18 protein-coding genes and 1 other RNA gene are annotated in these 24,713 nt (G+C 60.1%); 8 read left to right on the top strand and 11 right to left on the bottom strand.

Features of this window, described 5'->3' with window-relative positions; genetic code table 11:
* Positions 1-6: 6 nt before the first annotated feature.
* The 5 genes from ccoS (at position 7) to KFS80_RS07210 (ending at position 3,943) form a co-directional block, all read left to right on the top strand.
* Positions 7-219, top strand: coding sequence for a cbb3-type cytochrome oxidase assembly protein CcoS (ccoS, locus tag KFS80_RS07230; protein ID WP_053118779.1), 213 nt, complete (start codon positions 7-9; stop codon positions 217-219).
* Entirely contained in the window at positions 212-895 is a 684-nt protein-coding gene (locus tag KFS80_RS07225; protein WP_053118777.1) for a sulfite exporter TauE/SafE family protein, read from the top strand. The genes ccoS and KFS80_RS07225 overlap by 8 nt, the downstream gene beginning before the upstream one ends.
* 171 nt (positions 896-1,066) lie before the next feature.
* Positions 1,067-2,449 (top strand): oxygen-independent coproporphyrinogen III oxidase, encoded by a 1,383-nt coding sequence (gene hemN, locus KFS80_RS07220; protein ID WP_212544357.1) that lies wholly within the window; start codon positions 1,067-1,069, stop codon positions 2,447-2,449.
* A 132-nt stretch (positions 2,450-2,581) separates the two neighbouring features.
* The gene (gene fnr, locus KFS80_RS07215; RefSeq protein ID WP_053118774.1) at positions 2,582-3,316 is read left to right on the top strand and encodes a fumarate/nitrate reduction transcriptional regulator Fnr; all 735 of its coding nucleotides are present in this window, start codon (positions 2,582-2,584) and stop codon (positions 3,314-3,316) included.
* A gap of 78 nt (positions 3,317-3,394) precedes the next feature.
* Positions 3,395-3,943: an adenine phosphoribosyltransferase gene (locus KFS80_RS07210; protein ID WP_024012326.1), complete on the top strand. Its 549-nt coding sequence runs from the start codon at positions 3,395-3,397 to the stop codon at positions 3,941-3,943.
* 90 nt (positions 3,944-4,033) lie between these two features.
* Here the strand turns inward: KFS80_RS07210 and KFS80_RS07205 are convergent, their stop codons facing one another.
* From KFS80_RS07205 to dnaX, 5 genes are all read right to left on the bottom strand, one after another.
* A complete protein-coding gene (locus KFS80_RS07205) occupies positions 4,034-5,182 on the bottom strand; it encodes an acyl-CoA dehydrogenase family protein (protein WP_212544356.1) in 1,149 nt (382 codons plus the stop codon).
* 193 nt (positions 5,183-5,375) lie between these two features.
* Positions 5,376-5,978, bottom strand: a complete 603-nt coding sequence (gene recR / locus KFS80_RS07200) for a recombination mediator RecR (RefSeq protein WP_008088815.1) — start codon at positions 5,976-5,978, stop codon at positions 5,376-5,378.
* 66 nt (positions 5,979-6,044) lie between these two features.
* Complete coding sequence (locus KFS80_RS07195) at positions 6,045-7,079, bottom strand: NADP-dependent oxidoreductase (RefSeq protein WP_212544355.1); 1,035 nt, start codon at positions 7,077-7,079, stop codon at positions 6,045-6,047.
* A gap of 273 nt (positions 7,080-7,352) precedes the next feature.
* On the bottom strand, positions 7,353-7,691 hold the full coding sequence (locus KFS80_RS07190; protein ID WP_053118768.1) for a YbaB/EbfC family nucleoid-associated protein: 339 nt from the start codon (positions 7,689-7,691) through the stop codon (positions 7,353-7,355).
* A 67-nt stretch (positions 7,692-7,758) separates the two neighbouring features.
* Positions 7,759-9,867 (bottom strand): DNA polymerase III subunit gamma/tau, encoded by a 2,109-nt coding sequence (dnaX, locus tag KFS80_RS07185; RefSeq protein WP_212544354.1) that lies wholly within the window; start codon positions 9,865-9,867, stop codon positions 7,759-7,761.
* Positions 9,868-10,012: 145 nt separating this feature from the next.
* Here dnaX and KFS80_RS07180 point away from each other — a divergent pair, with 145 nt between their 5' ends.
* The gene (locus KFS80_RS07180) at positions 10,013-10,762 is read left to right on the top strand and encodes a substrate-binding periplasmic protein (RefSeq protein WP_212544353.1); all 750 of its coding nucleotides are present in this window, start codon (positions 10,013-10,015) and stop codon (positions 10,760-10,762) included.
* A gap of 195 nt (positions 10,763-10,957) precedes the next feature.
* On the opposite strand, the gene ffs is transcribed toward KFS80_RS07180, so the two are convergent.
* The 6 genes from ffs to KFS80_RS07150 form a co-directional block, all read right to left on the bottom strand.
* Positions 10,958-11,054, bottom strand: an RNA gene (gene ffs, locus KFS80_RS07175) — signal recognition particle sRNA small type.
* Between the two features lie 134 nt (positions 11,055-11,188).
* Positions 11,189-12,352 carry a zinc-binding metallopeptidase family protein gene (locus tag KFS80_RS07170; protein ID WP_212544352.1) on the bottom strand — a complete coding sequence of 388 codons (1,164 nt, stop codon included), beginning with the start codon at positions 12,350-12,352 and terminating at the stop codon, positions 11,189-11,191.
* Between the two features lie 429 nt (positions 12,353-12,781).
* Positions 12,782-15,139, bottom strand: coding sequence for an NAD-dependent DNA ligase LigA (ligA, locus tag KFS80_RS07165; protein ID WP_212544351.1), 2,358 nt, complete (start codon positions 15,137-15,139; stop codon positions 12,782-12,784).
* 126 nt (positions 15,140-15,265) lie between these two features.
* A complete protein-coding gene (gene zipA, locus KFS80_RS07160) occupies positions 15,266-16,129 on the bottom strand; it encodes a cell division protein ZipA (protein ID WP_212544350.1) in 864 nt (287 codons plus the stop codon).
* Positions 16,130-16,388: 259 nt separating this feature from the next.
* On the bottom strand, positions 16,389-19,877 hold the full coding sequence (gene smc, locus KFS80_RS07155) for a chromosome segregation protein SMC (RefSeq protein WP_212544349.1): 3,489 nt from the start codon (positions 19,875-19,877) through the stop codon (positions 16,389-16,391).
* Between the two features lie 2 nt (positions 19,878-19,879).
* Positions 19,880-20,539 carry a GntR family transcriptional regulator gene (locus KFS80_RS07150; RefSeq protein WP_053118751.1) on the bottom strand — a complete coding sequence of 220 codons (660 nt, stop codon included), beginning with the start codon at positions 20,537-20,539 and terminating at the stop codon, positions 19,880-19,882.
* Positions 20,540-20,829: 290 nt separating this feature from the next.
* Here KFS80_RS07150 and xdhA point away from each other — a divergent pair, with 290 nt between their 5' ends.
* Both xdhA and xdhB read left to right on the top strand, forming a co-directional pair.
* Positions 20,830-22,284: a xanthine dehydrogenase small subunit gene (gene xdhA, locus KFS80_RS07145; RefSeq protein WP_212544348.1), complete on the top strand. Its 1,455-nt coding sequence runs from the start codon at positions 20,830-20,832 to the stop codon at positions 22,282-22,284.
* Complete coding sequence (gene xdhB, locus KFS80_RS07140; RefSeq protein WP_212544347.1) at positions 22,277-24,670, top strand: xanthine dehydrogenase molybdopterin binding subunit; 2,394 nt, start codon at positions 22,277-22,279, stop codon at positions 24,668-24,670. Before xdhA ends, xdhB begins: the two co-directional genes overlap by 8 nt.
* Positions 24,671-24,713: the final 43 nt, after the last annotated feature.

The raw sequence follows: 24,713 nt of genomic DNA, 5'->3' as shown, positions 1-24,713 counted from the left end.
GTACAGATGCCAGCTCTCTACGTGATGATCCCCGCCGCACTGCTGATCGTGGCCATCGCCGTTTACATCTTCTTCTGGGCCGTGGACAGCGGTCAGTACGACGACCTCGACGGCCCGGCCCACAGCATCCTGTTCGACGATCAGGATCCGCAACACACCGCTGCCGTCGACGAAGTCAACGCGACCAAACCGGACGACAAGGCCCCACCCCATGCTTGAACTGGCGCCACTGCTGGTCTCGGCGCTGATCCTCGGCCTGCTCGGTGGCGGCCATTGCCTGGGCATGTGCGGCGGCTTGATGGGCGCGCTGACCCTGGCGATTCCCAAGGAGCAACGCAGTCGGCGTTTTCGACTGCTGCTGGCGTATAACCTCGGGCGGATTCTCAGTTATGCCACGGCGGGATTGCTGATCGGTCTGGCGGGCTGGGCGGTTGCCAACAGTCCTGCGGCGATGTTCATGCGCGTACTGGCCGGTTTGTTGTTGATCGCCATGGGTTTGTACCTGGCCGGTTGGTGGAGCGGGCTGACGCGGATCGAAAGCCTCGGACGCGGGTTGTGGCGGCACATTCAGCCAGTGGCTAACCGTTTGTTGCCCGTGTCGAGTGTGCCGCGTGCGTTGTTGCTCGGCGCGTTGTGGGGCTGGCTGCCGTGTGGACTGGTTTACAGCACGTTGCTGTGGTCGGCGAGTCAGGGCAATGCGCTGGACAGTGCGTTGTTGATGCTCGCGTTTGGGCTGGGGACGTGGCCGGTCTTGCTCGCCACGGGCCTAGCGGCAGAGCGCGTCACTGCGCTGTTGCGCAAGCGCAGCGTGCGCATGACGGGTGGGCTGCTGGTCATCCTTTTCGGCGTCTGGACCCTGCCCGGCCCGCATCAACATTGGCTCATGGGGCATTAAGATCAAAAGATCGCAGCCTTCGGCAGCTCCTACAGAGTTACACATTCCAAAGTAGGAGCTGCCGAAGGCTGCGATCTTTTGATCTCCTGCGGTTGATGCAAATCAAGTGCCTCATCGCCGCACCCCGATAGACTCCCCCCACACTGCCAGCCTATTCGGGGGAATGCCCGCATGCTCGACGCCATTCGTTGGGACTCTGATCTGATTCGCCGTTACGATCTCGCGGGACCGCGCTACACCTCGTATCCGACGGCCGTGCAATTTCACAGTCAGGTCGGCTCGTTCGATCTGTTTCACGCTCTGCGCGACAGTCGCAAGGCCCTGCGCCCGTTGTCGCTGTATGTGCACGTGCCGTTCTGCGCGAACATTTGCTACTACTGCGCCTGCAACAAGGTCATCACCAAGGATCGCGGCCGCGCCCTGCCGTACCTGCAACGTCTGGAGCAGGAAATCCAGTTGATCGCCTGTCACCTCGACCCCGCACAAAAAGTCGAGCAACTGCACTTCGGCGGCGGCACCCCGACCTTTCTCAGCCACGATGAACTGCGTCAGTTGATGGCGCACCTGCGCAAGCATTTCAATCTGCTGGATGACGATTCCGGCGATTACGGCATCGAAATCGATCCGCGCGAAGCCGACTGGTCGACCATGGGCCTATTGCGGGAACTTGGTTTCAATCGCGTCAGCATCGGCCTGCAAGACCTCGATCCGGCCGTACAACGCGCCGTCAATCGCCTGCAAAGTCTGGAAGAAACCCGCGCGGTGATCGATGCGGCGCGCACCCTGCAATTTCGCTCGATCAACATCGACCTGATTTACGGACTGCCCAAACAGACCCCAGACAACTTCGCCCGTACCGTCGAGGAAGTCATCAGCCTGCAACCGGATCGGCTCTCGGTGTTCAACTACGCGCACCTGCCGGAACGCTTTATGCCGCAGCGGCGGATCAACACCAGCGAACTGCCGAGCCCGGCGCAGAAACTGGAGATGTTTCAGCGCACTACCGAACAATTGATCGCCGCCGGTTACCGCTACATCGGCATGGATCACTTCGCCCTGCCCGATGACGAACTGGCGATTGCTCAGGAAGAGGAAACCCTGCAACGCAACTTCCAGGGCTACACCACCCACGGCCATTGCGATTTGATTGGTCTGGGAGTTTCGGCGATCAGCCAGATTGGCGACCTGTACTGCCAGAACAGCAGCGATCTGAACGAATACCAGAACAGCCTCGCCGCCGCGCAACTGGCGACCAGCCGTGGTCTGGTGTGCAACGCCGATGATCGGCTACGACGCGCGGTGATTCAGCAACTCATCTGCAACTTCAGTCTGGATTTCGCCGAGATCGAGCAGCAGTTCAACATCGATTTTCAGGGTTACTTCGGCGCGCTATGGTCACAACTGCAAGGCATGGCCAACGATGGCTTGATCACTCTGGATCGTGACCGCATCGAGATTCTGCCGGCGGGACGCTTGCTGGTGCGTTCGGTGTGCATGGTGTTTGACGCTTACCTGGAGCAGCAAAACCGCCAGCGTTTTTCCCGGGTGATTTGAGCGCCCAGCAAAATAAATCAGTCCGGACAGCGAGACTTTGCCGGCAGGCCAGACGCGCCACACACTGGCCTGAACGTCCTCTTGTGGGTTACCCTTACGTCTTATGTGTGATTTCCCACAAGGATTAAAGAAATGTCCGAGCCAGTTAAACTGCGCGCTCATAACCAGGCTCATTGCAAGGATTGCAGCCTGGCCCCTCTCTGCCTGCCACTTTCTCTGAATCTGGAAGACATGGATGCGCTGGACGAGATCGTTAAACGTGGCCGCCCGTTGAAAAAGGGTGAGTTCCTGTTCCGCCAGGGCGACACGTTCGATTCCGTTTTTGCAGTACGTTCCGGCGCCCTGAAGACTTTCAGCCTGAGCGATTCCGGCGAAGAACAACTGACCGGCTTCCACTTGCCAAGCGAACTGGTCGGCCTGTCCGGCATGGACACCGAGAAACACCCGGTGTCCGCTCAGGCACTGGAAACCACCTCGGTCTGCGAAATTCCCTTTGAACGCCTCGACGAACTGGCCCTGCAATTGCCGCAGCTGCGCCGTCAGTTGATGCGCGTGATGAGCCGCGAAATTCGCGATGACCAGCAAATGATGTTGCTGCTGTCGAAGAAAACCGCCGACGAGCGCATCGCCACCTTCCTGGTCAACCTGTCCGCACGCTTCCGCGCTCGCGGCTTCTCGGCCAATCAATTCCGCCTTGCAATGTCGCGTAACGAAATCGGCAACTACTTGGGTCTGGCGGTGGAAACCGTATCCCGCGTGTTCACCCGCTTCCAGCAAAACCAGCTGATCGCCGCCGAGGGCAAGGAGATTCACATCCTCGACCCGATCCAGCTCTGCGCGCTGGCCGGTGGTTCGTTAGAAGGCTGATCTCGATCCGCGGTTGAGCGAAGCGTTTCAGCCGCGGGTATACTGCGCCGTTTGCAGCCCTGCCAGGACACCTCGACGATGGTCTTCGACTCCTTCGACATCAAATCCCTGATCCGCCCCGTGATCGACTTCCCGAAACCGGGCGTGATCTTTCGCGACATCACCCCGCTGTTCCAATCGCCCACGGCCCTGCGCCTGGTGATGGACAGCTTCGCCCACCGCTACGTGGAAGCCGATTTCACCCACATCGGCGCGATGGATGCGCGCGGTTTTCTGATCGGCTCGGTACTGGCCTATCAGTTGAATAAGCCGCTGGTGCTGTTCCGCAAGCAAGGCAAACTGCCGGCGGACGTGCTCGCTGAAGGTTACGCAACCGAATACGGCGAAGCGTTTCTGGAAGTGCACGCGGATAGCCTGTGCGAAGGCGATTCGGTGGTGATGTTTGATGATTTGATCGCCACCGGCGGCACGCTGATTGCGGCGGCCAACCTGATTCGTCGCATGGGCGCGCGGGTGCATGAGGCAGCGGCGATTATTGACCTGCCGGAGCTGCAAGGTTCGCAGCGTCTGCAGGACATGGGTATCCCGACCTTCTGCCTGACGCAGTTTGCGTTGACCGATAAGTAATCAAGAGCAAAAGATCGCAGCCTTAGGCAGCTCCTACATTGGGATGTGCGTTTCCCTGTAGGAGCTGCCGAAGGCTGCGATCTTTTGACTTTAAAGCCCCATCTGCTTGCTGATAATCTCGTTCATCACTTCCCGCGTCCCGCCGCCAATCGACAAGATGCGGTTATCCCGATACAGCCGCTCCACCAGACTCTCGCGCATATACCCCAGCCCACCAAGAATCTGCACCGCCTCCGTGGTAATCCGATCCGAGGTGTCCGTGGCAAAGTTCTTCGCCATGGAAATCTCCTTGATCACACTTTGCCCCGCCGCCATTTTCGCCGCTTGCCGGTAGGTGAATTCGCGCGACACTTCCAGCACCGTAGCCATCTCGGCCAGTCGATGTTTGATCACCTGAAACTTGCCAATCGGTTTGCCAAAGGCCTCACGCTCGCGCGCCCATTTCAGGCTCTGTTCCAGCGCTAGTTGTGAGGTCATGTTGGCCATCAGCGCCAAGGCCAGGCGTTCGCTCTGAAAATTGCCCATGATGCAGGCGAAGCCCATGTTCTCGGCGCCGATCAGATTTCCTACAGGCACACGGCAATCGTCGAAGAACAATTCAGCCGTGTCCGACGCCCACCAGCCCATTTTCTTCAACTGACGGCCCACGGTGAAACCGGGTGTGCCCTTCTCGATCATCAACAGGCTGATACCACCGAAGCCCGGCGCGCCGGTGCGTACCGCGACGGTGTAGAAATCCGCGCGCACGCCGCTGGTAATGAAGGTTTTGCTGCCGCTGACCCGATAGAAATCGCCGTCACGCACGGCGCGGGTTTGCAGGTTGGCGACGTCAGAGCCGCCACCGGGCTCGGTAACCGCCAAGGCGCTGATCTTTTCGCCGCTGAGCACTTGCGGCACGACGCGATCTCGCACTTCGGGGCGAGCCCATTTGACGATGGGCGGCAGACCGATATCCAGCGAGCCAAGCCCCGCTACAAGCCCGCCAGAGCCGCAACGCATCAATTCCTCACTGGCGGCGACCTTGGCGAAGAGATCGCCTTCATGGCTGCCACCGAGCGCTTCCGGGTAGCCGATGCCGAGGATGCCGGCGGCACCAGCCTTCAGGTACAGCTCACGGGGGAAGCTTTCGGTTTCTTCCCACTGGTCAACGTCCGGCAGGATCTCGCGCTCGACGAAACGTCTGACGCTGTCGCGGACTAATTGATGGCTTGGGTCGAAGTATTCCTGAAAGGCAGGCATGGGCGAGCTCCACGGAAGGGTTCGCCGAACTTAACCGAGCGCTTGCTTGGTTTTCAACAGAATTGTTTGAATCAGGTAGACCGAGGTGAGCCATTCGCGAGCAAGCCCGCTCCCACATTGGTTTTGTGTCGTTCGCAAATCCTCTGTGGGAGCGGGCTTGCTCGCGAAGGCGTCAGTACAGGCAACCCAGGATTCAGAGGGAAATCGGTTTCCGCCCGGCAAATGAATGCGCCAGCGTGCCGCCATCCACCAGTTCCAGTTCGCCACCCAACGGCACACCGTGAGCAATCCGCGAAGCGATCAGGCCTTTGTTCTGCAACAACTGCGCGATGTAATGCGCCGTGGCTTCACCCTCAACCGTAGGATTGGTCGCAAGGATCACTTCAGCAAACGTCCCCGCCTCTTCAATCCGCGCCATCAGTTGCGGAATACCGATCGCCTCAGGCCCGAGACCGTCCAGCGGCGACAGATGCCCCTTGAGCACAAAATAGCGGCCACGAAAGCCCGTCTGCTCAACCGCATAGACATCCATCGGCCCTTCGACCACGCACAGCAACGTGTCGTCGCGGCGGGTATCGGCGCATTGCGGGCACAAATCGTCTTCGGTCAGCGTGCGGCATTGGCGGCAGTGACCGACCCCTTCCATGGCTTGGCTCAAGGCCTGAGCCAGACGCAGACCGCCGCTGCGATCACGCTCGAGCATCTGCAACGCCATGCGCTGGGCGGTTTTCTGACCCACGCCGGGCAAGGTGCGCAGGGCGTCGATCAGTTGGCGAATCAAAGGGCTGAAGCTCATGGGTAAAAAGTCCGACAAAACAACGAGACGCGGTTTATACCCGCGCCTCTGGCCAGCGTCAAATACTCAGTCCTGAGCGACCCGCACCACCAGTTTGCCGAAGTTGCGACCCTCCAGCAGACCGATAAACGCTTCCGGCGCCTGCTCCAGGCCATCGACCACGTCCTCGCGGAATTTCACCTTGCCATCGCGCACCCACGGCACCATCGCGCTGATGAATTCCGGCTGACGATCGCCGTAGTCATCAAACACGATGAAGCCCTGAATGCGTACGCGTTTGGTCAGCAACGTACGCTGCAGCATCGGCAGACGATCCGGGCCTTTCGGGGCTTCAGAGGCGTTGTAACCGGCGATCAGGCCGCACAGCGGGATGCGCGCTTTGGGGTTGAGCAACGGCACGACCGCGTCGAATACGTGGCCGCCAACGTTTTCGTAATAGATGTCGATGCCATTCGGGCACGCCTTGGCCAGTTGCTCGGCGAAGTCGTCAGCCTTGTGATCGATGCAGGCTTCGAAGCCCAATTCCTCGACCACGTATTTGCACTTCTCGGCACCACCGGCGACACCGACCGCGCGCAGGCCTTTGATCTTCGCCACCTGGCCGACCACCGAACCGACAGCACCGGACGCGGCAGCGACGACGAGGGTCTCGCCTTCTTTCGGCTGACCGATGTCCATCAATCCCATGTACGCGGTCATGCCGGGCATGCCCAGCACACCGAGGGCCATCGACGGGCTCGGCAACCCGGACGGGATCGGGATGATGTTGCGGCCATCGCTGATGCTGTGGCTTTGCCAGCCTGTGGCACCGACCACCAGATCACCCTTATGAAACTTTGGATGACTCGAGTCTTCGACGCGACTGACAGCGCCACCGGTCATCACCTCACCGATTTCGACGGGCGCGGCGTAGGACGGTGCGTCACTCATGCGCCCACGCATGTAGGGGTCGAGGGACAGGTAGAGGGTTTTCAGCAGTATCTGGCCGTCCTGCAGATCGGGCAGCGCTTCGCGCTCGAGGCGGAAGTTTTCCGGGGTCGGCGCGCCCACCGGACGCGAGGCAAGGACGAAGCGTTGATTGAGGGTAAGAGGGTCGGACATGTCAGCGTCTCCTGTGAATGATGAATTCAGCGGGTATAGGGAGCAGACCGTTGAGGCGGTGGGGTGTTCGATGTTTCGCACTGCACGACATGATCGTTCCCATGCTCCGCGTGGGAATGTCTCAACGGACGCTCTGCGTTCGGCTCTGGAATTGGGACGCGGAGCGTCCCTGGCTGCATTCCCACGCAGAGCGTGGGAACGATCAGGCAGAAACAAAAATGCCAGGCGCAATGCCTGGCATTTTGTGTAGCTCATCTGCCGCCGATTGGCGAATCAGAATGGCAGTTTCATACCCGCAGGCAGGTTCATGCCGGCGGTCATGCCGCCCATTTTTTCCTGGCTGCTGGCTTCGATCTTGCGCACGGCGTCGTTGACGGCGGCGGCGACCAGGTCTTCGATCACTTCACGGTCGTCTTCGTCCAGACCCGGCAGCAGGGTCGGGTCGATGCTGACGCGCTTGAGGTCGTGACGACCGGTCATCACCACGGTGACCATATCGCCGCCGGCCTTACCGGTGACTTCGGCGTTGGCCAGTTCTTCCTGCATCTTGGCCATTTTTTCCTGCATCTGCTGCGCCTGCTTCATCAGGCCGGCCATGCCACCTTTCATCATGGGAATCACCTCAAAAGTACTTGGATCAAAACAGCGCCCGGCCATGGAGGCCGGGCACCTTCAGTTATTAGCCTTGGGCGACCAAGGCGTCGACAGGTTCAATAGTATCGTGTCGCACCACCGCGCCAAACTGCTGAACCATCTGCTGGATGAACGGATCGCCATGAATCGACTCCTCCGCTTCGCGCTGACGGTTGGCCCGGCGACGGGAGGCGGCCTGAGCCGGGGTCTCCTGCTCGGGTTTGATCAGCTCGATGGTCAGCGTCAGCGTGCGACCGTGGAACTGGTTCAACGCATCGTTCAGACGTCGCTGCTGCGTGGCGTTGAACAGCGCACTGTGCGCCGGATCGAGGTGCATCAGCCAATGATCGCCATCAACCGCGATCAACGTACAGTTGGCGGCGATGCTGCCGGTCATGCCGGAGATCGGCAGTTTCGGGAACAGCTCCAGCCATTGCAACGCCAGACCGGTGGCCGGCGCCGCTGCGGGCTCAGGTTCGGGTTCCGGCTCTGGATCAGCGGCGTGTTCGCTGGCCAGTTCGTCGAGGTAGCTGTACGCCGAGTCCATGTCCGGCTCGATGTAATCCTCGTCCAGCGGCGGCTCGTCGTCCATGTCGGTGCCCGGGGTAGCGGCATCGACGTCAGCGACTGACGGCTCTGGAATTGGCGCGGCGGCCCACTCTGGTGCGTCAGGAACGACGCTGTCCGGGGTCGGCAACGGCATCGGCGGCAACTCGGGTTGCTCGGCGGCGGTTTCCAGCATGGGCTCGACGGCAGGTTGCTGGGCTGGCTCGGGTTCTGGCTCGGCCTCGGCTTCTACCGGATCGTTCCACGGCAGATCGACAACGGCTTCGGCGACGACGGGCGTTGGCTCTGGCTCTGGCTCGGCAACTGGAGCAACTGGAGCAACTGGAGCAACCGGCGCAGGCTCTGGAGCCGGCGCAGGTGCTGTTACAGGAGCCGGCGTCGGGGCAACAGCCGCAGCAACCACCGGCGCAGGTTTAGGCGCGGCAGCCACTGAATTTGCGGAATCAACTGTGGCCTGGCTGATCCCCACTGGCTTTAGCGGTTGCCTCGGGGCGTCCGCCGTATCAGCCGGCCGGAAGGCCAGCATTCGCAGCAGCACCATTTCGAAACCGCCGCGCGGGTCCGGCGCCAGCGGCAAATCGCGGCGGCCGATCAGGCCCATCTGGTAATAGAACTGCACGTCTTCGGCCGGCAAGGCTTGCGCCAGCGCCAACACGCGATCGCGATCGCCATGGCCGTTGTCGACGCCTTCCGGCAGCGCTTGCGCGATAGCGACGCGGTGCAGAACGTTAAGAATTTCCGAGAGCACGCCGTTCCAGTCAGGGCCCTGCTCGGCCAGGTGGCGCACCGCTTCAAGCAATGCCTTGGCATCGCCTTCAATCAACGAATGCAGAACGTCAAAGACCTGACCGTGATCCAGCGTGCCGAGCATCGCCCGCACGTCGGTGGCGAGTACCTGGCCTTCACCGAAAGCAATGGCCTGATCGGTCAGGCTCATGGCGTCACGCATCGAACCGTCAGCAGCGCGACCGAGCAGCCACAGCGCGTCGTCTTCGAACGGCACGCTTTCGGCGGTCAGCACGTGGGTCAAATGCTCGACCACGCGCTCCGGCGTCATGTTCTTCAGCGAGAACTGAAGGCAGCGCGACAAAATCGTTGCCGGAAGTTTCTGCGGGTCGGTGGTCGCCAGGATGAACTTGACGTAGGGCGGCGGTTCTTCGAGGGTTTTCAGCAGCGCATTGAAGGAATGGCTGGAAAGCATGTGCACTTCGTCGATCAGGTAGACCTTGAAGCGCCCGCGGCTCGGCGCGTACTGCACGTTGTCGAGTAGCTCGCGGGTGTCTTCGACCTTGGTGCGGCTCGCGGCATCGATCTCGATCAGGTCGACAAAGCGGCCTTCGTCGATTTCACGGCACACCGAGCACTCGCCGCACGGGCTGGAAGTGATACCTGTCTCACAGTTCAGGCATTTGGCAATGATCCGCGCAATCGTGGTTTTACCCACCCCGCGAGTACCGGTAAACAGGTACGCGTGGTGCAGCCGCTGGCTGTCCAAGGCATTGATCAGAGCTTTGAGCACATGGGTCTGGCCGACCATTTCGCGGAACGAGCGCGGACGCCATTTACGTGCAAGAACCTGATAACTCATCGAAAACCGTCGCAGCGAAGGAAGCAGAAGCGGCTAATGCTAGCGGAGCAAGGGCAAAATTGCATCCGATGTCCTCGTCTAATGTGGCTAAGCTCCATCAGCAGAGGCTTTTATCGGCTCAGGACAGGGAATTACCGGAGCGTTTATGCGTTGGGCCGTGGGGGCACTGCTGGGATTCAGCCTGAGCGTGGCGGCCGCAGAGCCACCGCTGCGCTTTGCCATGCCCGACAGTTGGGCGATGCCGATGGTGCAATACGAACGCGGCCGCCCGACTCAGGGCATCCTCTACGACATCATGCTCAGCCTCGCCACCCAAGTCGGCGCGCCGGCCGAGTTTCACGTGCTGCCGCGCGCCCGGGTGCAGAGCGCCATGGAGCACGGCGAGATTGATGTGCGCTGCTATGCCGCGCAGTCGTGGCTGCCGAATCAGTCGGGGGATTACATCTGGAGTCTGCCGCTGTTGTTCCAGCGTGATCTGTTAGTCAGTCGCAAGGATCAGCCCGTCAGCATTAACCCTGCCACCCTGCCCCGCCAATCCATCGGCACCGTGCTTGGTTACATCTACCCTACCCTGCAGCCGTTTTTCGACACCGATCGCTTGCACCGCGAAGATGCGCGCAATCAGGAGCAGGTGTTGGAGAAGTTGCTGGCCGGGCGTTATCGCTATGCGGTGAGCAATCAGTGGACGCTGGACTGGTTTAATCAGCGCCTGACGCCGGAAAAGCAATTGCAAGCGGTGGCGGTGTTGCAGGAGCAGAAGGTCGGTTGCTACGTGAGGAATGACCCGAAGGTGCCGGTGCAACGGATTTTGCGCACGTTGTTGCGGATGAAAATGTCGGGGGAGATTGATGAGATTATCCGGTTGTATACCGGTAGCCCTGAAGCCACCCCATAACCCCTGTGGGAGCGGGCTTGCTCGCGAATGCGGTCAGGCATTCAAAATGGATACTGACTGACACGACGCCTTCGCGAGCAAGCCCGCTCCCACGTTGATCCACGTTGCTTGGAAAATCGCAGACACAAAAAAACCGCAGTGGGTGAAACCCATGCAGTTCTGGTTGAAGCGTTCGATTGTTCGTTAAGGTGGCGACCCCACCAGCCACACCCCGGCACACAATGTTCCCGCTGTGGCTGCTGCCTTCCGGCTCTGACCAGGTTCACGGGTAATCGTTGCGGGGGGACCGATGGGGTCACCATAACGACGCTTGCCTGTCGGCGAGCCGCGCCATTGTACCTATCTGAGACGAAGTTACAACCGTTGGTTTCAGATTAAAAATATGAACAAGGTCAAGGACATAAAGATCGCAGCCTGCGGCAGCTCCTACAGGGCCAGTACCTCGTCCGCTTTGCCGCCCGCCTGCTGGATCACCAGATGAATAAAGTGCAGCTTGGCAATCGCAGCCGCCGGCAGCACGAACGGGTAAAAATCCGGCTGGCCCATGCTGCGTGACAATTCATTGAGCATGCCGGCCAACTCGATCCACGCATTAACAAACGCCAGGAACGCCTCGCCACCGGGATGCTGCGGGTCGTACAGCGTGCTGCTCGGAAACGGCTGGTAATCGAAATCCATTTCCCGCGCGCTCATGCCAAACCCCAGCGCCGTGTCCACCGCGTCCATCATGTGCAGGTAATGCGCCCAGGTTTCCGCCCAGTCTTCCCACGGGTGCATGGTCGCGTAGGCGCTGACATAGTGCTGAGGCCAGTCGAGGGGCGCGCCTTGTTGGTAATGACGATCGAGCGCCTCGGCGTAACTGGCGCGCTCGTCGCCGAACAGGTTACGGAATGAATCGAGCCACGGGCCGTTGGCGATCAGCCGATCCCAATAGTAGTGCCCGACCTCATGCCGAAAATGCCCGAGCAGCGTGCGATACGGTTCATGCATCTGCGCCCTCACCCGCTCGCGGTGGGCGTCGTCGGCTTCTTTGATGTCGAGGGTGATCAGGCCGTTCGCGTGGCCGGTCATCGGCGCGTTGCCTTCGAGGTCGACGCCGATGAAATCGAAAGCGAGGCCGCTGTCTTCATCCACGGTTTTCGGGATGACCTGCAAGCCAAGAGTGATCAGTTGCGCGACGAGGCGGCGCTTGGCGATTTCAACCTTGCGCCAGCGCTCGGGATTTTCCGGATCGGACAGGTCGGGGATGGTGCGATTGAGGCTACAGGCGACGCACAAGGCATCGTCGACGTTGGCCGGCAGCAGCCAGTTGCACGCGGCGGGCGTGTCGAGGTTGGCGCAGCGGCGAAACAGGCCTGCGTCGGGATCAGCATCCAGCGTCCAGGTGCCGTTCTCCACACCGGGCGACAGGGAGGTGATGCGGCTTTCTTCCGGCTGGTATCCGAGCAAGGCATTGCAGGCCAGGCACTGGCTGTTGCGAAAGAACAACGACTGACCGCAGCGGCACGGCCAGACTTTGCTATTGCGCGAAGATTCGCCCATGAACGGCGCGATGATGCGAGAACTCAGTTGCTCGAAAAAACGGTGCATGGCGATCTCTCCCTGGGGCTTGCAGAGACTAGATCATTCTGGCGCGATGATCGTTCCCACGCTCTGCGTGGGAATGCATCCAGTGACGCTCTGCGTCACAGCGGACGCGGAGCGTCCAGGGCGGCATTCCCACGCGGGAGCGTGGGAACGATCAAGTGCAACCAAGTGATAGCACCATTGTGGCGAGGGGATTTATCCCCGATGGGTTGCGAAGCGACCCCAAATCCATACGACGCGGTAAATCAGATGTACCGAGCCGTATGGTTTTGCGACGACTGCGTCGCCGAACGGGGATAAATCCCCTCGCCACAGGGTTTTGTGTCAGACCTGAAGGCCATGGGCTTTGTGTCAGACCTAAAGGCCATGGGCTTTGTGTCAGACCTGAAGGCCATGGGTTTTGTGTCGGACTTGAAGCCCATGGATTTTGTGTCAGACCTGAAGGCCATGGGTTTTGAGGAAGGCGATAAAGGTTTCTTCGTCCATCACTTTTACGCCCAGCTCATTGGCCTTGGTCAATTTGGAACCGGCACCGGGGCCTGCAACAACACAATGAGTTTTCGCCGAAACCGAACCGGCAACCTTCGCCCCCAGGCTTTCGAGGTGATCTTTAGCCACATCCCGGCTCATCAACTCGACCTTACCCGTCAGCACCCAGGTCTCGCCGGACAACGGCAAGCCTTCGACGACTTTCTTCTCGCTCTGCCAGTGCATGCCGAAATCACGCAGCTGTTTTTCGGATGCCTCAGCCAGTTGCCGATTCTCCGCAACCGCAAAAAACTCGCGAACCGAATTCGCCTGTTTCTCCGGCAACGCCTGACGCATGTCTAGCCAGTCAGCGTTCATCACCGCTTCCAGCGAACCAAACTTGTCCGCCAGTTTCTGCGCGCCACCCGGGCCGACCGAAGGAATGTGCAGCTTGTCGAGGAAACCGCCGAGCGTAGTACTGGCCGCAAACTCTGCGCCCAGTTCGCCCTGATCCTGAATCTGCAAACCATGCCCCAGCAATTCGGTGATCACCTGCTGGTTATGCGCATCTTCAAAGAAGCTGTGAATCTCGTGCGCCACTTCCAGACCGACATCCGGCAGGTACGTCAGCACTTGCGGCAACGCCTGCTGCACACGCTCCAGCGAACCCAGGGAGCGCGCCAGCACCTTGGCGGTCTCCTCGCCGACATCGGGAATGCCCAGCGCATAGATGAAGCGCGCCAGCCCCGGCTGCTTGCTGTCTTCGATGGCCGCCAACAGCTTGTTACTGGAGACCTCGGCAAAACCTTCGAGATCGACGATGTCGTCGAACTTCAGCGCATACAGATCGGCCGGCGAACTGACCAGACCTTCATCGACCAATTGCTCGACGCTCTTATCGCCCAAGCCTTCGATGTCCATCGCCCGGCGCGAGACGAAGTGAATGATCGCCTGCTTCAGTTGCGCGCCACAGGCCAGTCGACCCACGCAGCGATACACAGCGCCTTCGCTGACGGTTTCCTTGCCCTTGCTGCGCTTGATCAGCTGTGTGCGCTCGACGTGCGAGCCGCACACCGGGCAGCTCTCGGGAATCGCCACTGGGCGGGCGTTGTCCGGACGACGCTCAAGCACCACCTGAACCACTTGCGGAATCACATCACCGGCACGGCGGATGATCACGGTGTCGCCGATCATCAAGCCCAGACGCGCCACTTCATCCATGTTGTGCAGCGTGGCGTTGGCCACGGTGACGCCGGCCACCTTGACCGGCTTCAACCGTGCGACCGGCGTAACAGCGCCAGTGCGACCGACCTGAAATTCCACATCGAGCAACTCGGTGAGTTCTTCCATCGCCGGGAATTTATGCGCGATCGCCCAGCGCGGTTCGCGGGCGCGGAACCCGAGTTCGCGCTGATCGGCAATGCTGTTGACCTTGAACACCACGCCGTCGATTTCATAGGTCAGCGCGTTACGGCGTGCGCCGATATCGCGGTAGTAATCCAGGCACTCGTCGATGCCCTTGGCCAGTTTCAGCTCGTGGCTGATCGGCATGCCCCACTTCTGCAACTGTTTGAGGTTGCCGATGTGGGTGTCGGAAATGTCATGGGAGACCTGGCCGATGCCGTAGCAGCAGAATTCCAGCGGACGGTTGGCGGTGATCTTCGAATCCAGCTGACGCAAGCTGCCAGCGGCGGCGTTGCGCGGGTTGGCGAAGGTCTTGCCGCCGACTTCCAGTTGCGAGGCGTTGAGGCGCTCGAAACCGGCCTTGGACATGAACACTTCACCGCGCACTTCGAGGGTCGCCGGCCAGCCTTCGCCGTGCAGTTTCAGCGGAATGTTGCGCACGGTGCGCACGTTGACGCTGATGTCTTCCCCTGTGGTGCCGTCGCCGCGCGTGGCGCCGCGTACCAGCACGCCGTCCTGATAGAGCAGGCTGACCGCCAGGCCATCGAGTTTCGGTTCGCAGCTGTATTCCACCGCCGCGCCGCCGCCGAACAAATCGCCGGCAGGGATATCCAGACCTTCGGTGACGCGGCGATCGAACTCGCGCATGTCGCTTTCTTCGAAGGCGTTGCCGAGGCTGAGCATCGGCACTTCGTGACGCACCTGAGTGAACGCGGTGAGCGCCACGCTGCCGACGCGCTGGGTCGGCGAGTCGCTGGTGATCAGTTCCGGATTGGCCGCTTCCAGTGCCTTGAGCTCGTGGAACAACCGGTCGTACTCGGCGTCCGGAATGCTCGGCTCGTCGAGGACGTGGTAACGGTAGTTGTGCTGATCGAGTTCAGCGCGCAGCTCGAGAATGCGGTTTTTGGCGGCGGTCATGGGTGTTCTCTCATAAAGCAAAAGAGCAGCCGAGGCTGCTCAATCTTTTAATCATTGTAGGAGCAAAGCTTGCTCGCGATGGCGTCCTTGAGATCGCTTCGCGAGCAAGCTCTGCTCCTACAGGTCTTAGCGCTTCTGGGTCAGGGCGCGGCGTTCGAATTCGACGATGCGCTGACGGTAGTGCTCGATCGTCTGTGCAGTCAGCACGCTGCGCTGGTCATCTTTCAGCTCGCCGTTGAGTTCCTGCGACAGCTTGCGGGCTGCGGCGACCATCACGTCGAAGGCTTGCTTAGGATGACGCGGGCCTGGCAGGCCGAGGAAGAAGCTCACCGCCGGGGTGCTGAAATGGTCGATGTCGTCCAGATCAAAAATGCCCGGCTTGACCGCGTTGGCCATCGAGAACAGCACTTCGCCGTTGCCGGCCATGCTTTCGTGACGGTGGAAAATGTCCATCTCGCCAAAACGCAGACCGCTTTCCAGAATGTTCTGCAACAGCGCCGGGCCTTTGAAGCCGGCGGCGTCGCGGCAGATCACGCTGATCACCAAAACTTCTTCAGCTTGCGGCTGATCTTTTTCGACCACGGCCGGTGCAGGCTTGCTGTCGTCGGCGAAATCATCGTCACGGCTGCTGAAGCTCGGGCCGTCATCCAGATCCAGATCGAGGTTCAAGTCGCCCTGCGCCGAACCTTTGCCGCCACGTTTGCCACGTTTGTTGCCGGAATCGCGAGGCTCGCGTGCTTCGCGGGCCGGCATGCTCACCGACGGCAAATCGTGTTCGTCCAGCTGCGGCTCTTTATGCGTGTCCAGCACGCGGGCCGGGCCCAACAGCTCAGCGCTGGTGTCCTCGTCCGGCAGGTTGGACAGACTTCGGTCAAGACGGAACTTCAGTTTTCCCTTGCCGCCGCGCATACGGCGCCAGCCATCGAAAAGAATACCGGCTATTACTATGATGCCGATGACGATCAGCCACTCGCGCAGACCGATTTCCATGTAATCCCGTGCCTCTATAAAAAATGCTGAAAAATAAGGGGTTTACACTGTGCAAACCGCTTTAAAACGTGGCGCCAACTCTATGTTCTGACAGGCGTTTTGCCCACGTATACGAAAATTTGACATTAAACTAGCACGACCAAAGGCAACTTTACACCGTCTGTCTCATTGGCTTGCACGAATATGTCGATTGGCCAGCAAGTCGAAGTCGGTAAAAAAGTCCTACAACCCTCTAATACCTTTCCGACAACACGCGGACTTACGCGTCTACCATTGCCATCGCCTCTTCGACATCCACCGCCACCAGTCGCGAACAACCCGGTTCATGCATCGTTACGCCCATCAACTGCTCGGCCATTTCCATGGCGATTTTGTTGTGGGTGATATAGATGAACTGCACGGTCTGCGACATCTCTTTGACCAAACGTGCGTAGCGTCCAACGTTAGCGTCATCCAGCGGCGCGTCAACCTCATCGAGCATGCAGAACGGCGCCGGGTTCAACTTGAAGATCGCAAAAACCAGTGCCAATGCGGTCAGGGCTTTTTCCCCGCCGGAGAGCAAATGGATGGTGCTGTTCTTCTTCCCTGGCGGCTGCGCCATGATCGTTACCCCTGTATCGAGTAGATCTTCGCCCGTCAGTTCCAAATACGCGCGCCCGCCACCGAAAACTTTTGGGAAAAGCGCCTGTAAACCGCCATTGATCTGATCAAAGGTATCTTTGAAGCGGTTACGGGTTTCCTTGTCGATCTTGCGGATAACGTTTTCCAGCGTCTCCAGTGCTTCGACCAGATCAGCATCCTGCGCATCCAGATAACGTTTACGTTCAGACTGCTGCGTGTATTCATCGATGGCCGCGAGGTTGATCGCGCCCAGGCGTTGAATCCGCGCATTGATGCGTTCGAGTTCTTCTTCGGCTTCGCGTTCACTGGCTTGCGCGGTTAATGTCGCAAGCACGCCGTTGAGATCGTAGCCGTCTTCGAGCAATTGATCCTGCAAGGCCTTGCGGCGCACGGTGAGGGCTTGCCATTCCATGCGCTGCTGTTCGAGTTGGCCGCGAATCAATTGCGATTGTTGTTCAGCCTGAGTCCGGCGTTTTTCCGCGTCGCGCAATTCGCGGTCAGCGTCTTCCAGGGCGATCTGCGCGGTCTTGAGTTCTTCGTCGACGGTCATGCGCTTGTCGAGCAGCTCTTCGAGTTTCAGGCGCAGCTCTTCCAGCGGCGCCTCGCCCTCCTCCAGGTTCAGACTCAACTGTTCGCGTTTTTCAGTCAGGCGCTCGGACTGCATTTCCAGACGCTCGAGCGCCTGACGCGTGGAGTCATGCTGCGCGCGCAACGAGCCGAGACGCACGGCCAATTGATGGGCGTGATCCTTATGCTGCCGCGCTTCCTGACGCACACGATCAAGGCGTTCGCGCAGGCTGTCACGCTGGGCCAGCAACAACTCGCGCTGTTCGGTGTCCAGCGCCATGGCATCCAGCGCTTCCTGCAAGTGCATGCGCGCTTCGCCGACTTGTTCGTGCTCAAGCTCACGCTGTTCGCCGAGTTCGATCAACTCTTCATCGAGACGCGTGCGACGCAAGGTCAACTGTTCGGCCTTGGCTTTGCCGGCGGACAACTGAGCTTTCAGTTCGCCTTGCTGGCGCGCTTCGTCTTGCAGCAAACGACGCAAATGTTCGCGACCGTTTTCTTGCTGACGCTGTTGCGCGCGCAGGGTTTGCAGACGGGTTTCCATGGCCTCGACGGTGGCTTCTTTCTCTTCGCGCTCGAGGTGCAGCGCTTCGATTTCCTGACCACGGGCGAGCATGCCGCTTTCCGCTTCGCTGGCCCGTCGTACGCGTAAAAAGTGTCGACCAATCCAGTAACCGTCGCGGCTGATCAGGCTCTCACCGGCGCTCAATTGCCCGCGCAAGGCCAAGGCCTGCTCGAGGCTATCGACCGGTTTGACCTGACCGAGCCACGGCGACAGATCAATCTGCGCGTCGACTTTATCCAGCAAGCTGCCCGCCACCCGCACGCCATCGCTGGCCGGGCTGAGCAGACGCAAATCGCCCTGAGTAAAACCGGACAAATCGAAGCCACTGAAGTCGTCGACCAGCACCGCTTGCAGATCGGCGCCGAGCACGGTTTCCACCGCCAGTTCCCAACCGGCCTCAACCTTCAAACCTTCAGCCAGACGCGGACGCTCGGCGAGGTTGTGCTCCTTCAGCCATTCGGCGGTGCCGGTGCCTGGATCGAGCGCGGCTTGTTGCAAGGCTTCAAGGGATGCGAGCCGACCATTGAGGCGCTGCAAATCGCCCTGCGCCTGCTGCTGCGCGGTCAGCGCTTGCTGCAATTCCTGGCGCAGTTGTTCGAGTTTTTCGACCTGCGCTTCTTCGCTGGTCTGCAAATCTTCGAGGGTCGCTTCGGACTCGGCGAGCTGCTCGTTGAGCTCCATGATCGCCGCGTCTTCCGGGTCGGCCGAGAGCAACGCGCGCTCTTCGCCGAGACGCTTTTGCCGATCAGCGAGGCGCTCCATGCTGCTTTCCAGCTGCTGGATGCGCGACTGCTGCACCTCGGCCTGACGGCGCGGTTCGGCGGCAGTCAGGTTGAAAGCGTCCCACTGTTCCTGCCAGCCGTGCATGACGCTTTCGGAATCTTCCAGCGCAGCGGCAGCTTCTTCGGCGGCCGCGCTGGTGACTTCCTGCTCGGGGGTGAGCATGTCCAGCTCTTCACCGAGGGTCAGCAGCAGCGTGCGGTCGTGGCCCAGATGCGATTCGGTTTCGAGGCGGGCGCGCTCGGCTTCTTTCAGATCGTCCTGCAACTGCCGCAGACGTTGCTGGCCGTGCTGGATGCTCTGTTCGACCCGGGCGATGTCACCGCCGACCGAATAGAAGCGCCCTTGCACCAGATTGAAGCGCTCGGACAGATCATGGTGACCGTCGCGCAAGCGTTCGATGGCCGCATCAGCATTTCGCTGCTCAGCGACCAAAGCTTCGAAACTGATTTCCTGGGTGCCGATGATCGACTCGCGCTGACCGACCTGATCATTCAGATCCTGCCAGCGCAGGGCCGACAGTTGCGCCTTGAGCTGACGCTCCTCGGCTTTGAATTCTTGGTACTTCTTCGCCGCTTCGGCCTGACGGTGCAGGCGTTCGAGTTGACGCTCGAGCTCATCGCGCAAGTCAGTCAGACGCGCGAGGTTTTCGTGGGTGCGGCGGATGCGGTTTTCGGTCTCGCGACGGCGCTCTTTATATTTCGAGATGCCCGCGGCTTCTTCAATAAAGTTACGCAGGTCTTCGGGCTTGGATTCGATCAGCTTGGAGATCATCCCCTGCTCGATGATCGAGTAGCTGCGCGGGCCGAGACCGGTGCCGAGGAAGATATCGGTGATGTCGCGACGACGGCATTTGGTGCCGTTGAGGTAATACGTGGTCTGGCTGTCGCGGGTGACTTTGCGGCGAATCGAGATTTCCGCGTAGGCCGCGTACTCGCCGAGCAAGGTGCCGTCGGAGTTGTCGAAGACCAGCTCGATGCTCGCCTGGCTTACCGGTTTGCGGCTGGTCGAACCGTTGAAGATGACGTCGGTCATCGACTCGCCACGCAGGTTCTTCGCCGAACTTTCGCCCATCACCCAGCGGACGGCGTCGATGATGTTCGACTTGCCGCAACCGTTCGGCCCGACGACCGCCGCCATGTTACTGGGGAAGTTCACCGTGGTCGGGTCGACGAAGGATTTGAATCCCGCCAGTTTGATGCACTTGAGCCGCACGCTTAAGCGCCCGTCAAGGCAGCAACCACCAGATCGCAGCTGCGCTGGCCGTAAGCCGTGAGCACGATGCGGATCTGCGGCAAATCACGGGCCAGCACGGCGGCCAGCAGGCGTTCGAACAGTTCGAGGAACTCGCTCATTTCTGCCTTGCGCTGTTCGAGGGCGAGGAAGTAGGCGCGGCTCATCGCCGGCTGCAGGTTCTCGACCGTTTCTTGCAGGTAAGGATTGTTGGCGAACGGATAGGCGGCGCGCATCACGCTGAAGCTGTCATCGACAAAGCTGCGGATGTCCTGACGCTCGTAGCTGGCGGTCAGGCGCTGCTGGATCTGCACGAACGGCGCCATGTCCGACTGGACTTGCCAGCCATTGGCCACCGAGTTGCCGAGCAGGATGTACAGCTCGCTCATCAGCGTGCACAGGCTCTGCACCTTATGCGGCGTCATTTCGGTGACGTGCGCACCACGGCGCGGCAGGATCGCGATCAGGTGGCGGCGTTCAAGGATCAGCAAGGCTTCACGAACGGAGCCGCGGCTGACATTGAGGGCCAGCGTGACCTTTTGTTCCTGGATGCGCTCTCCCGGCTTCATTTCGCCACGAATGATGCGTTCGGCGAGGTGGTGAGCGATTTGCTCGGCGAGGCTGTCCGGCGCCTTGAACGTCATGGTTGTCCTTCAAACTCTATCGATCTGCACAAGCGGCGCAGTGTAGCGCAAATGCGGGCTCATGGCGGAGTGCCCACTCAGCGGTTTTTGGCACGATTCCCGCAGTTTTCTTTAGAAAACCAAACAAAAAACCAGGCTGACCAATGAAGTTCAATACTGAATAGACACGTTGTTGATCGACGAAATGGATTTTCCTGACCTTTAAGTCAGAAAACCATTGACCGAAAAGTCAGACCTGCTAAATTCGGCTCAAGTCGGTTAACAACAATAATGAGTCTGCGAGGCCTTCCGTGATCCAGTTTTTACTTAACCAGGAACTCCGTAGCGAGCACGCCCTGGACCCGAATCTGACCGTGCTCAATTACCTGCGTGAACACGTTGGAAAATCCGGCACTAAAGAAGGTTGCGCCAGCGGTGACTGCGGCGCCTGCACTGTAGTGGTCGGCGAGTTGCAAACGGATGACGATGGCCGCGAACACATTCGCTATCGCAGCCTCAACTCGTGCCTGACCTTTGTTTCGTCGCTGCACGGCAAACAATTGATCAGCGTCGAAGACCTCAAGCACAAAGGCGAACTGCACAGCGTGCAGAAAGCCATGGTCGAGTGCCACGGTTCGCAGTGCGGTTTCTGCACCCCCGGTTTCGTCATGTCGCTGTTCGCCCTGCAAAAGAACAGCGATGCGCCCGATCACGCCAAGGCCCACGAAGCGCTGGCTGGCAACCTCTGCCGCTGCACCGGCTACCGGCCGATTCTGGCGGCTGCCGAACAATCCTGCTGCGGCAAGCAACCGGATCAGTTCGATGCCCGCGAAGCGGAGACCATTGCCCGCCTGAAAGCCATCGCCCCGACCGATATCGGCGAACTGAACAGTGGCGACAAGCGCTGCCTGGTACCGCTGACTGTCGCCGATCTGGCTGACCTCTACGATGCTTACCCACAAGCGCGCCTGCTCGCCGGCGGTACCGATCTGGCGCTGGAAGTCACCCAGTTCCACCGCACCCTGCCGGTGATGATCTACGTCGGCAACGTCGCGGAAATGAAGCGCATCGAAACTTTCGATGACCGCATTGAAATCGGCGCCGCCACTGCCCTCTCCGACTGCTACGAAGCGTTGAACGCCGAGTACCCGGACTTCGGCGAACTGCTGCACCGCTTCGCCTCGCTGCAAATCCGCAACCAGGGCACCCTCGGCGGCAACATCGGCAACGCCTCGCCGATCGGTGACTCGCCGCCGCTGCTGATCGCCCTCGGCGCGCAGGTTGTGCTGTGCAAAGGCGAAACCCGCCGCACCCTGAACCTCGACGATTACTTCATCGATTACAAAGTCACTGCCCGTCAGGAAAGTGAGTTCATCGAGAAGATCATCGTGCCGCGCGCCAGCGCCGAGCAGTTGTTCCGCGCCTACAAAGTCTCCAAGCGCCTGGACGATGACATCTCCGCCGTCTGCGCCGCGTTCAACCTGCGCGTGGAAAACGGTGTGATCACCGATGCGCGTATGGCGTTCGGCGGCATGGCTGCGATCCCGAAACGTGCCGCTCACTGTGAAGCCGCGCTAATCGGTGCGCCGTTCAACAACGCTGTGGTCGAACGGGCCTGCGCCGCACTGGCGGAGGATTTCACGCCGCTCTCGGACTTCCGCGCCAGCAAGGAATATCGCCTGCTCAGCGCGCAAAACCTGCTGCGTAAATACTTCATCGAACTGCAAACACCGCACATCGAGACTCGGGTGACCGCTTATGTCTAACCATCACGGCGTAGAGAAAACTCAAGCTGAACTGGCTGAATTGTTCGCCAAGGATCTGACCTCCGGTGTCGGCCGCAGCGTCAAACACGACAGCGCCGCCAAACACGTGTCCGGTGAAGCGCAGTACATCGATGACCGCTTGGAATTTCCCAACCAGTTGCACTTGTATGCACGCATGTCGGATCGCGCCCACGCGAAAATCATCAGCATCGACACTTCGCCGTGCTACGCCTTCGAAGGCGTGCGCATCGCCATCACCCACGAAGACGTGCCGGGCCTGAAAGACATCGGCCCGTTGATGCCGGGCGATCCGTTGCTGGCCATCGATGACGTGCAGTTCGTTGGTCAACCGGTGCTCGCCGTTGCGGCGAAAGATCTGGAAACCGCGCGCAAAGCCGCGATGGCCGCGATCATCGAATACGAAGACCTCGAACCTGTGCTCGACGTGGTTGAGGCCCTGCGCAAACGCCACTTCGTCCTCGACAGCCACACCCACCAGCGCGGCGACTCAGCCTCTGCGCTGGCCACTGCTGAAAACCGCATTCAAGGCACGCTGCACATCGGCGGTCAGGAACACTTCTACCTGGAGACGCAAATCTCCTCGGTAATGCCCACCGAAGACGGCGGCATGATCGTTTACTGCTCGACGCAGAACCCGACCGAAGTGCAAAAACTGGTCGCCGAAGTGCTCGACGTGTCGATGAACAAAATCGTCGTCGACATGCGCCGCATGGGCGGTGGTTTCGGTGGCAAGGAAACTCAGGCCGCCAGCCCGGCGTGCCTTTGCGCGGTGGTTGCGCACCTCACCGGTCAGCCGACCAAGATGCGCCTGCCGCGCGTTGAAGACATGCTGATGACCGGCAAGCGTCACCCGTTCTACGTCGAATACGACGTTGGCTTCGACAGCACCGGGCGCCTGCACGGGATCAACATGGATCTGGCCGGCAACTGCGGCTGCTCGCCGGACTTGTCCGCGTCGATCGTTGACCGTGCGATGTTCCACTCGGACAACTCGTACTACCTCGGCGACGCCACCATCAACGGTCACCGCTGCAAGACCAACACCGCGTCGAACACTGCTTACCGTGGTTTCGGTGGCCCGCAAGGGATGGTCGCGATCGAAGAAGTGATGGACGCGATTGCCCGTCACTTGAACGTCGATCCGCTGTCGGTGCGCAAGGCCAACTACTACGGCAAGACCGAGCGCAACGTCACCCATTACTACCAGACCGTCGAGCACAACATGCTCGAGGAAATGACCGCCGAACTGGAAGAAAGCAGCCAGTACTACGAGCGTCGCGAAGCGATCCGTCGCTACAACGCCAACAGCCCGATCCTGAAAAAAGGCCTGGCGCTGACCCCGGTGAAATTCGGTATTTCCTTCACCGCGAGCTTCTTGAACCAGGCCGGCGCGCTGATCCACATCTACACCGATGGCAGCATCCATCTGAACCATGGCGGCACCGAAATGGGTCAGGGCCTGAACACCAAAGTTGCGCAGGTCGTGGCTGAAGTGTTCCAGGTGGAAATCGATCGCGTGCAGATCACCGCGACCAACACCGACAAGGTGCCGAACACCTCGCCGACCGCGGCGTCCAGCGGCGCTGACCTGAACGGTAAAGCGGCGCAGAACGCGGCGGAAATCATCAAGAAACGTCTGGTCGAATTCGCTGCGCGTCACTTCAAAGTCACTGAAGAAGACGTTGAATTCCACAACGGCCATGTGCGGGTTCGCGACCACATCCTGACCTTTGAAGCGCTGATCCAGCAGGCGTATTTCAATCAGGTCTCGCTGTCGAGCACCGGCTTCTACAAGACCCCGAAAATCTACTACGACCGCAGCCAGGCGCGCGGCCGTCCGTTCTACTACTTCGCCTTCGGCGCGGCATGCTGCGAAGTGATCGTCGACACCCTGACCGGCGAATACAAGATGCTGCGCACCGACATCCTGCACGACGTCGGCGCCTCGTTGAACCCGTCCATCGACATCGGTCAGGTTGAGGGTGGCTTCATCCAGGGCATGGGCTGGCTGACCATGGAAGAGCTGGTCTGGAACAACAAAGGCAAGCTGATGACCAACGGCCCGGCCAGCTACAAGATCCCGGCCGTGGCGGACATGCCGCTGGATCTGCGAGTGAAGCTGGTGGAAAACCGCAAGAACCCGGAAGACACGGTGTTCCATTCCAAGGCTGTCGGTGAACCACCGTTCATGCTCGGGATTGCGTCGTGGTGTGCGATCAAGGATGCCGTCGCGAGCCTCGGGGATTACAAGCATCAGCCGCAGATTGATGCGCCGGCGACGCCGGAGCGGGTGTTGTGGGGTTGTGAGCAGATGCGGCAGTTGAAGGCGGTGAAAGCCGTCGAAGCTGAAACCGAGGTTGTTTGATGATCGTTCCCACGCTCTGCGTGGGAATGCAGCCCCGCGACGC

It is taken from the genome of Pseudomonas rustica (genome assembly GCF_018336155.1).
Lineage (GTDB): Bacteria > Pseudomonadota > Gammaproteobacteria > Pseudomonadales > Pseudomonadaceae > Aquipseudomonas > Aquipseudomonas rustica.
This window is presented reverse-complemented; position numbering and strand designations above follow the sequence as displayed.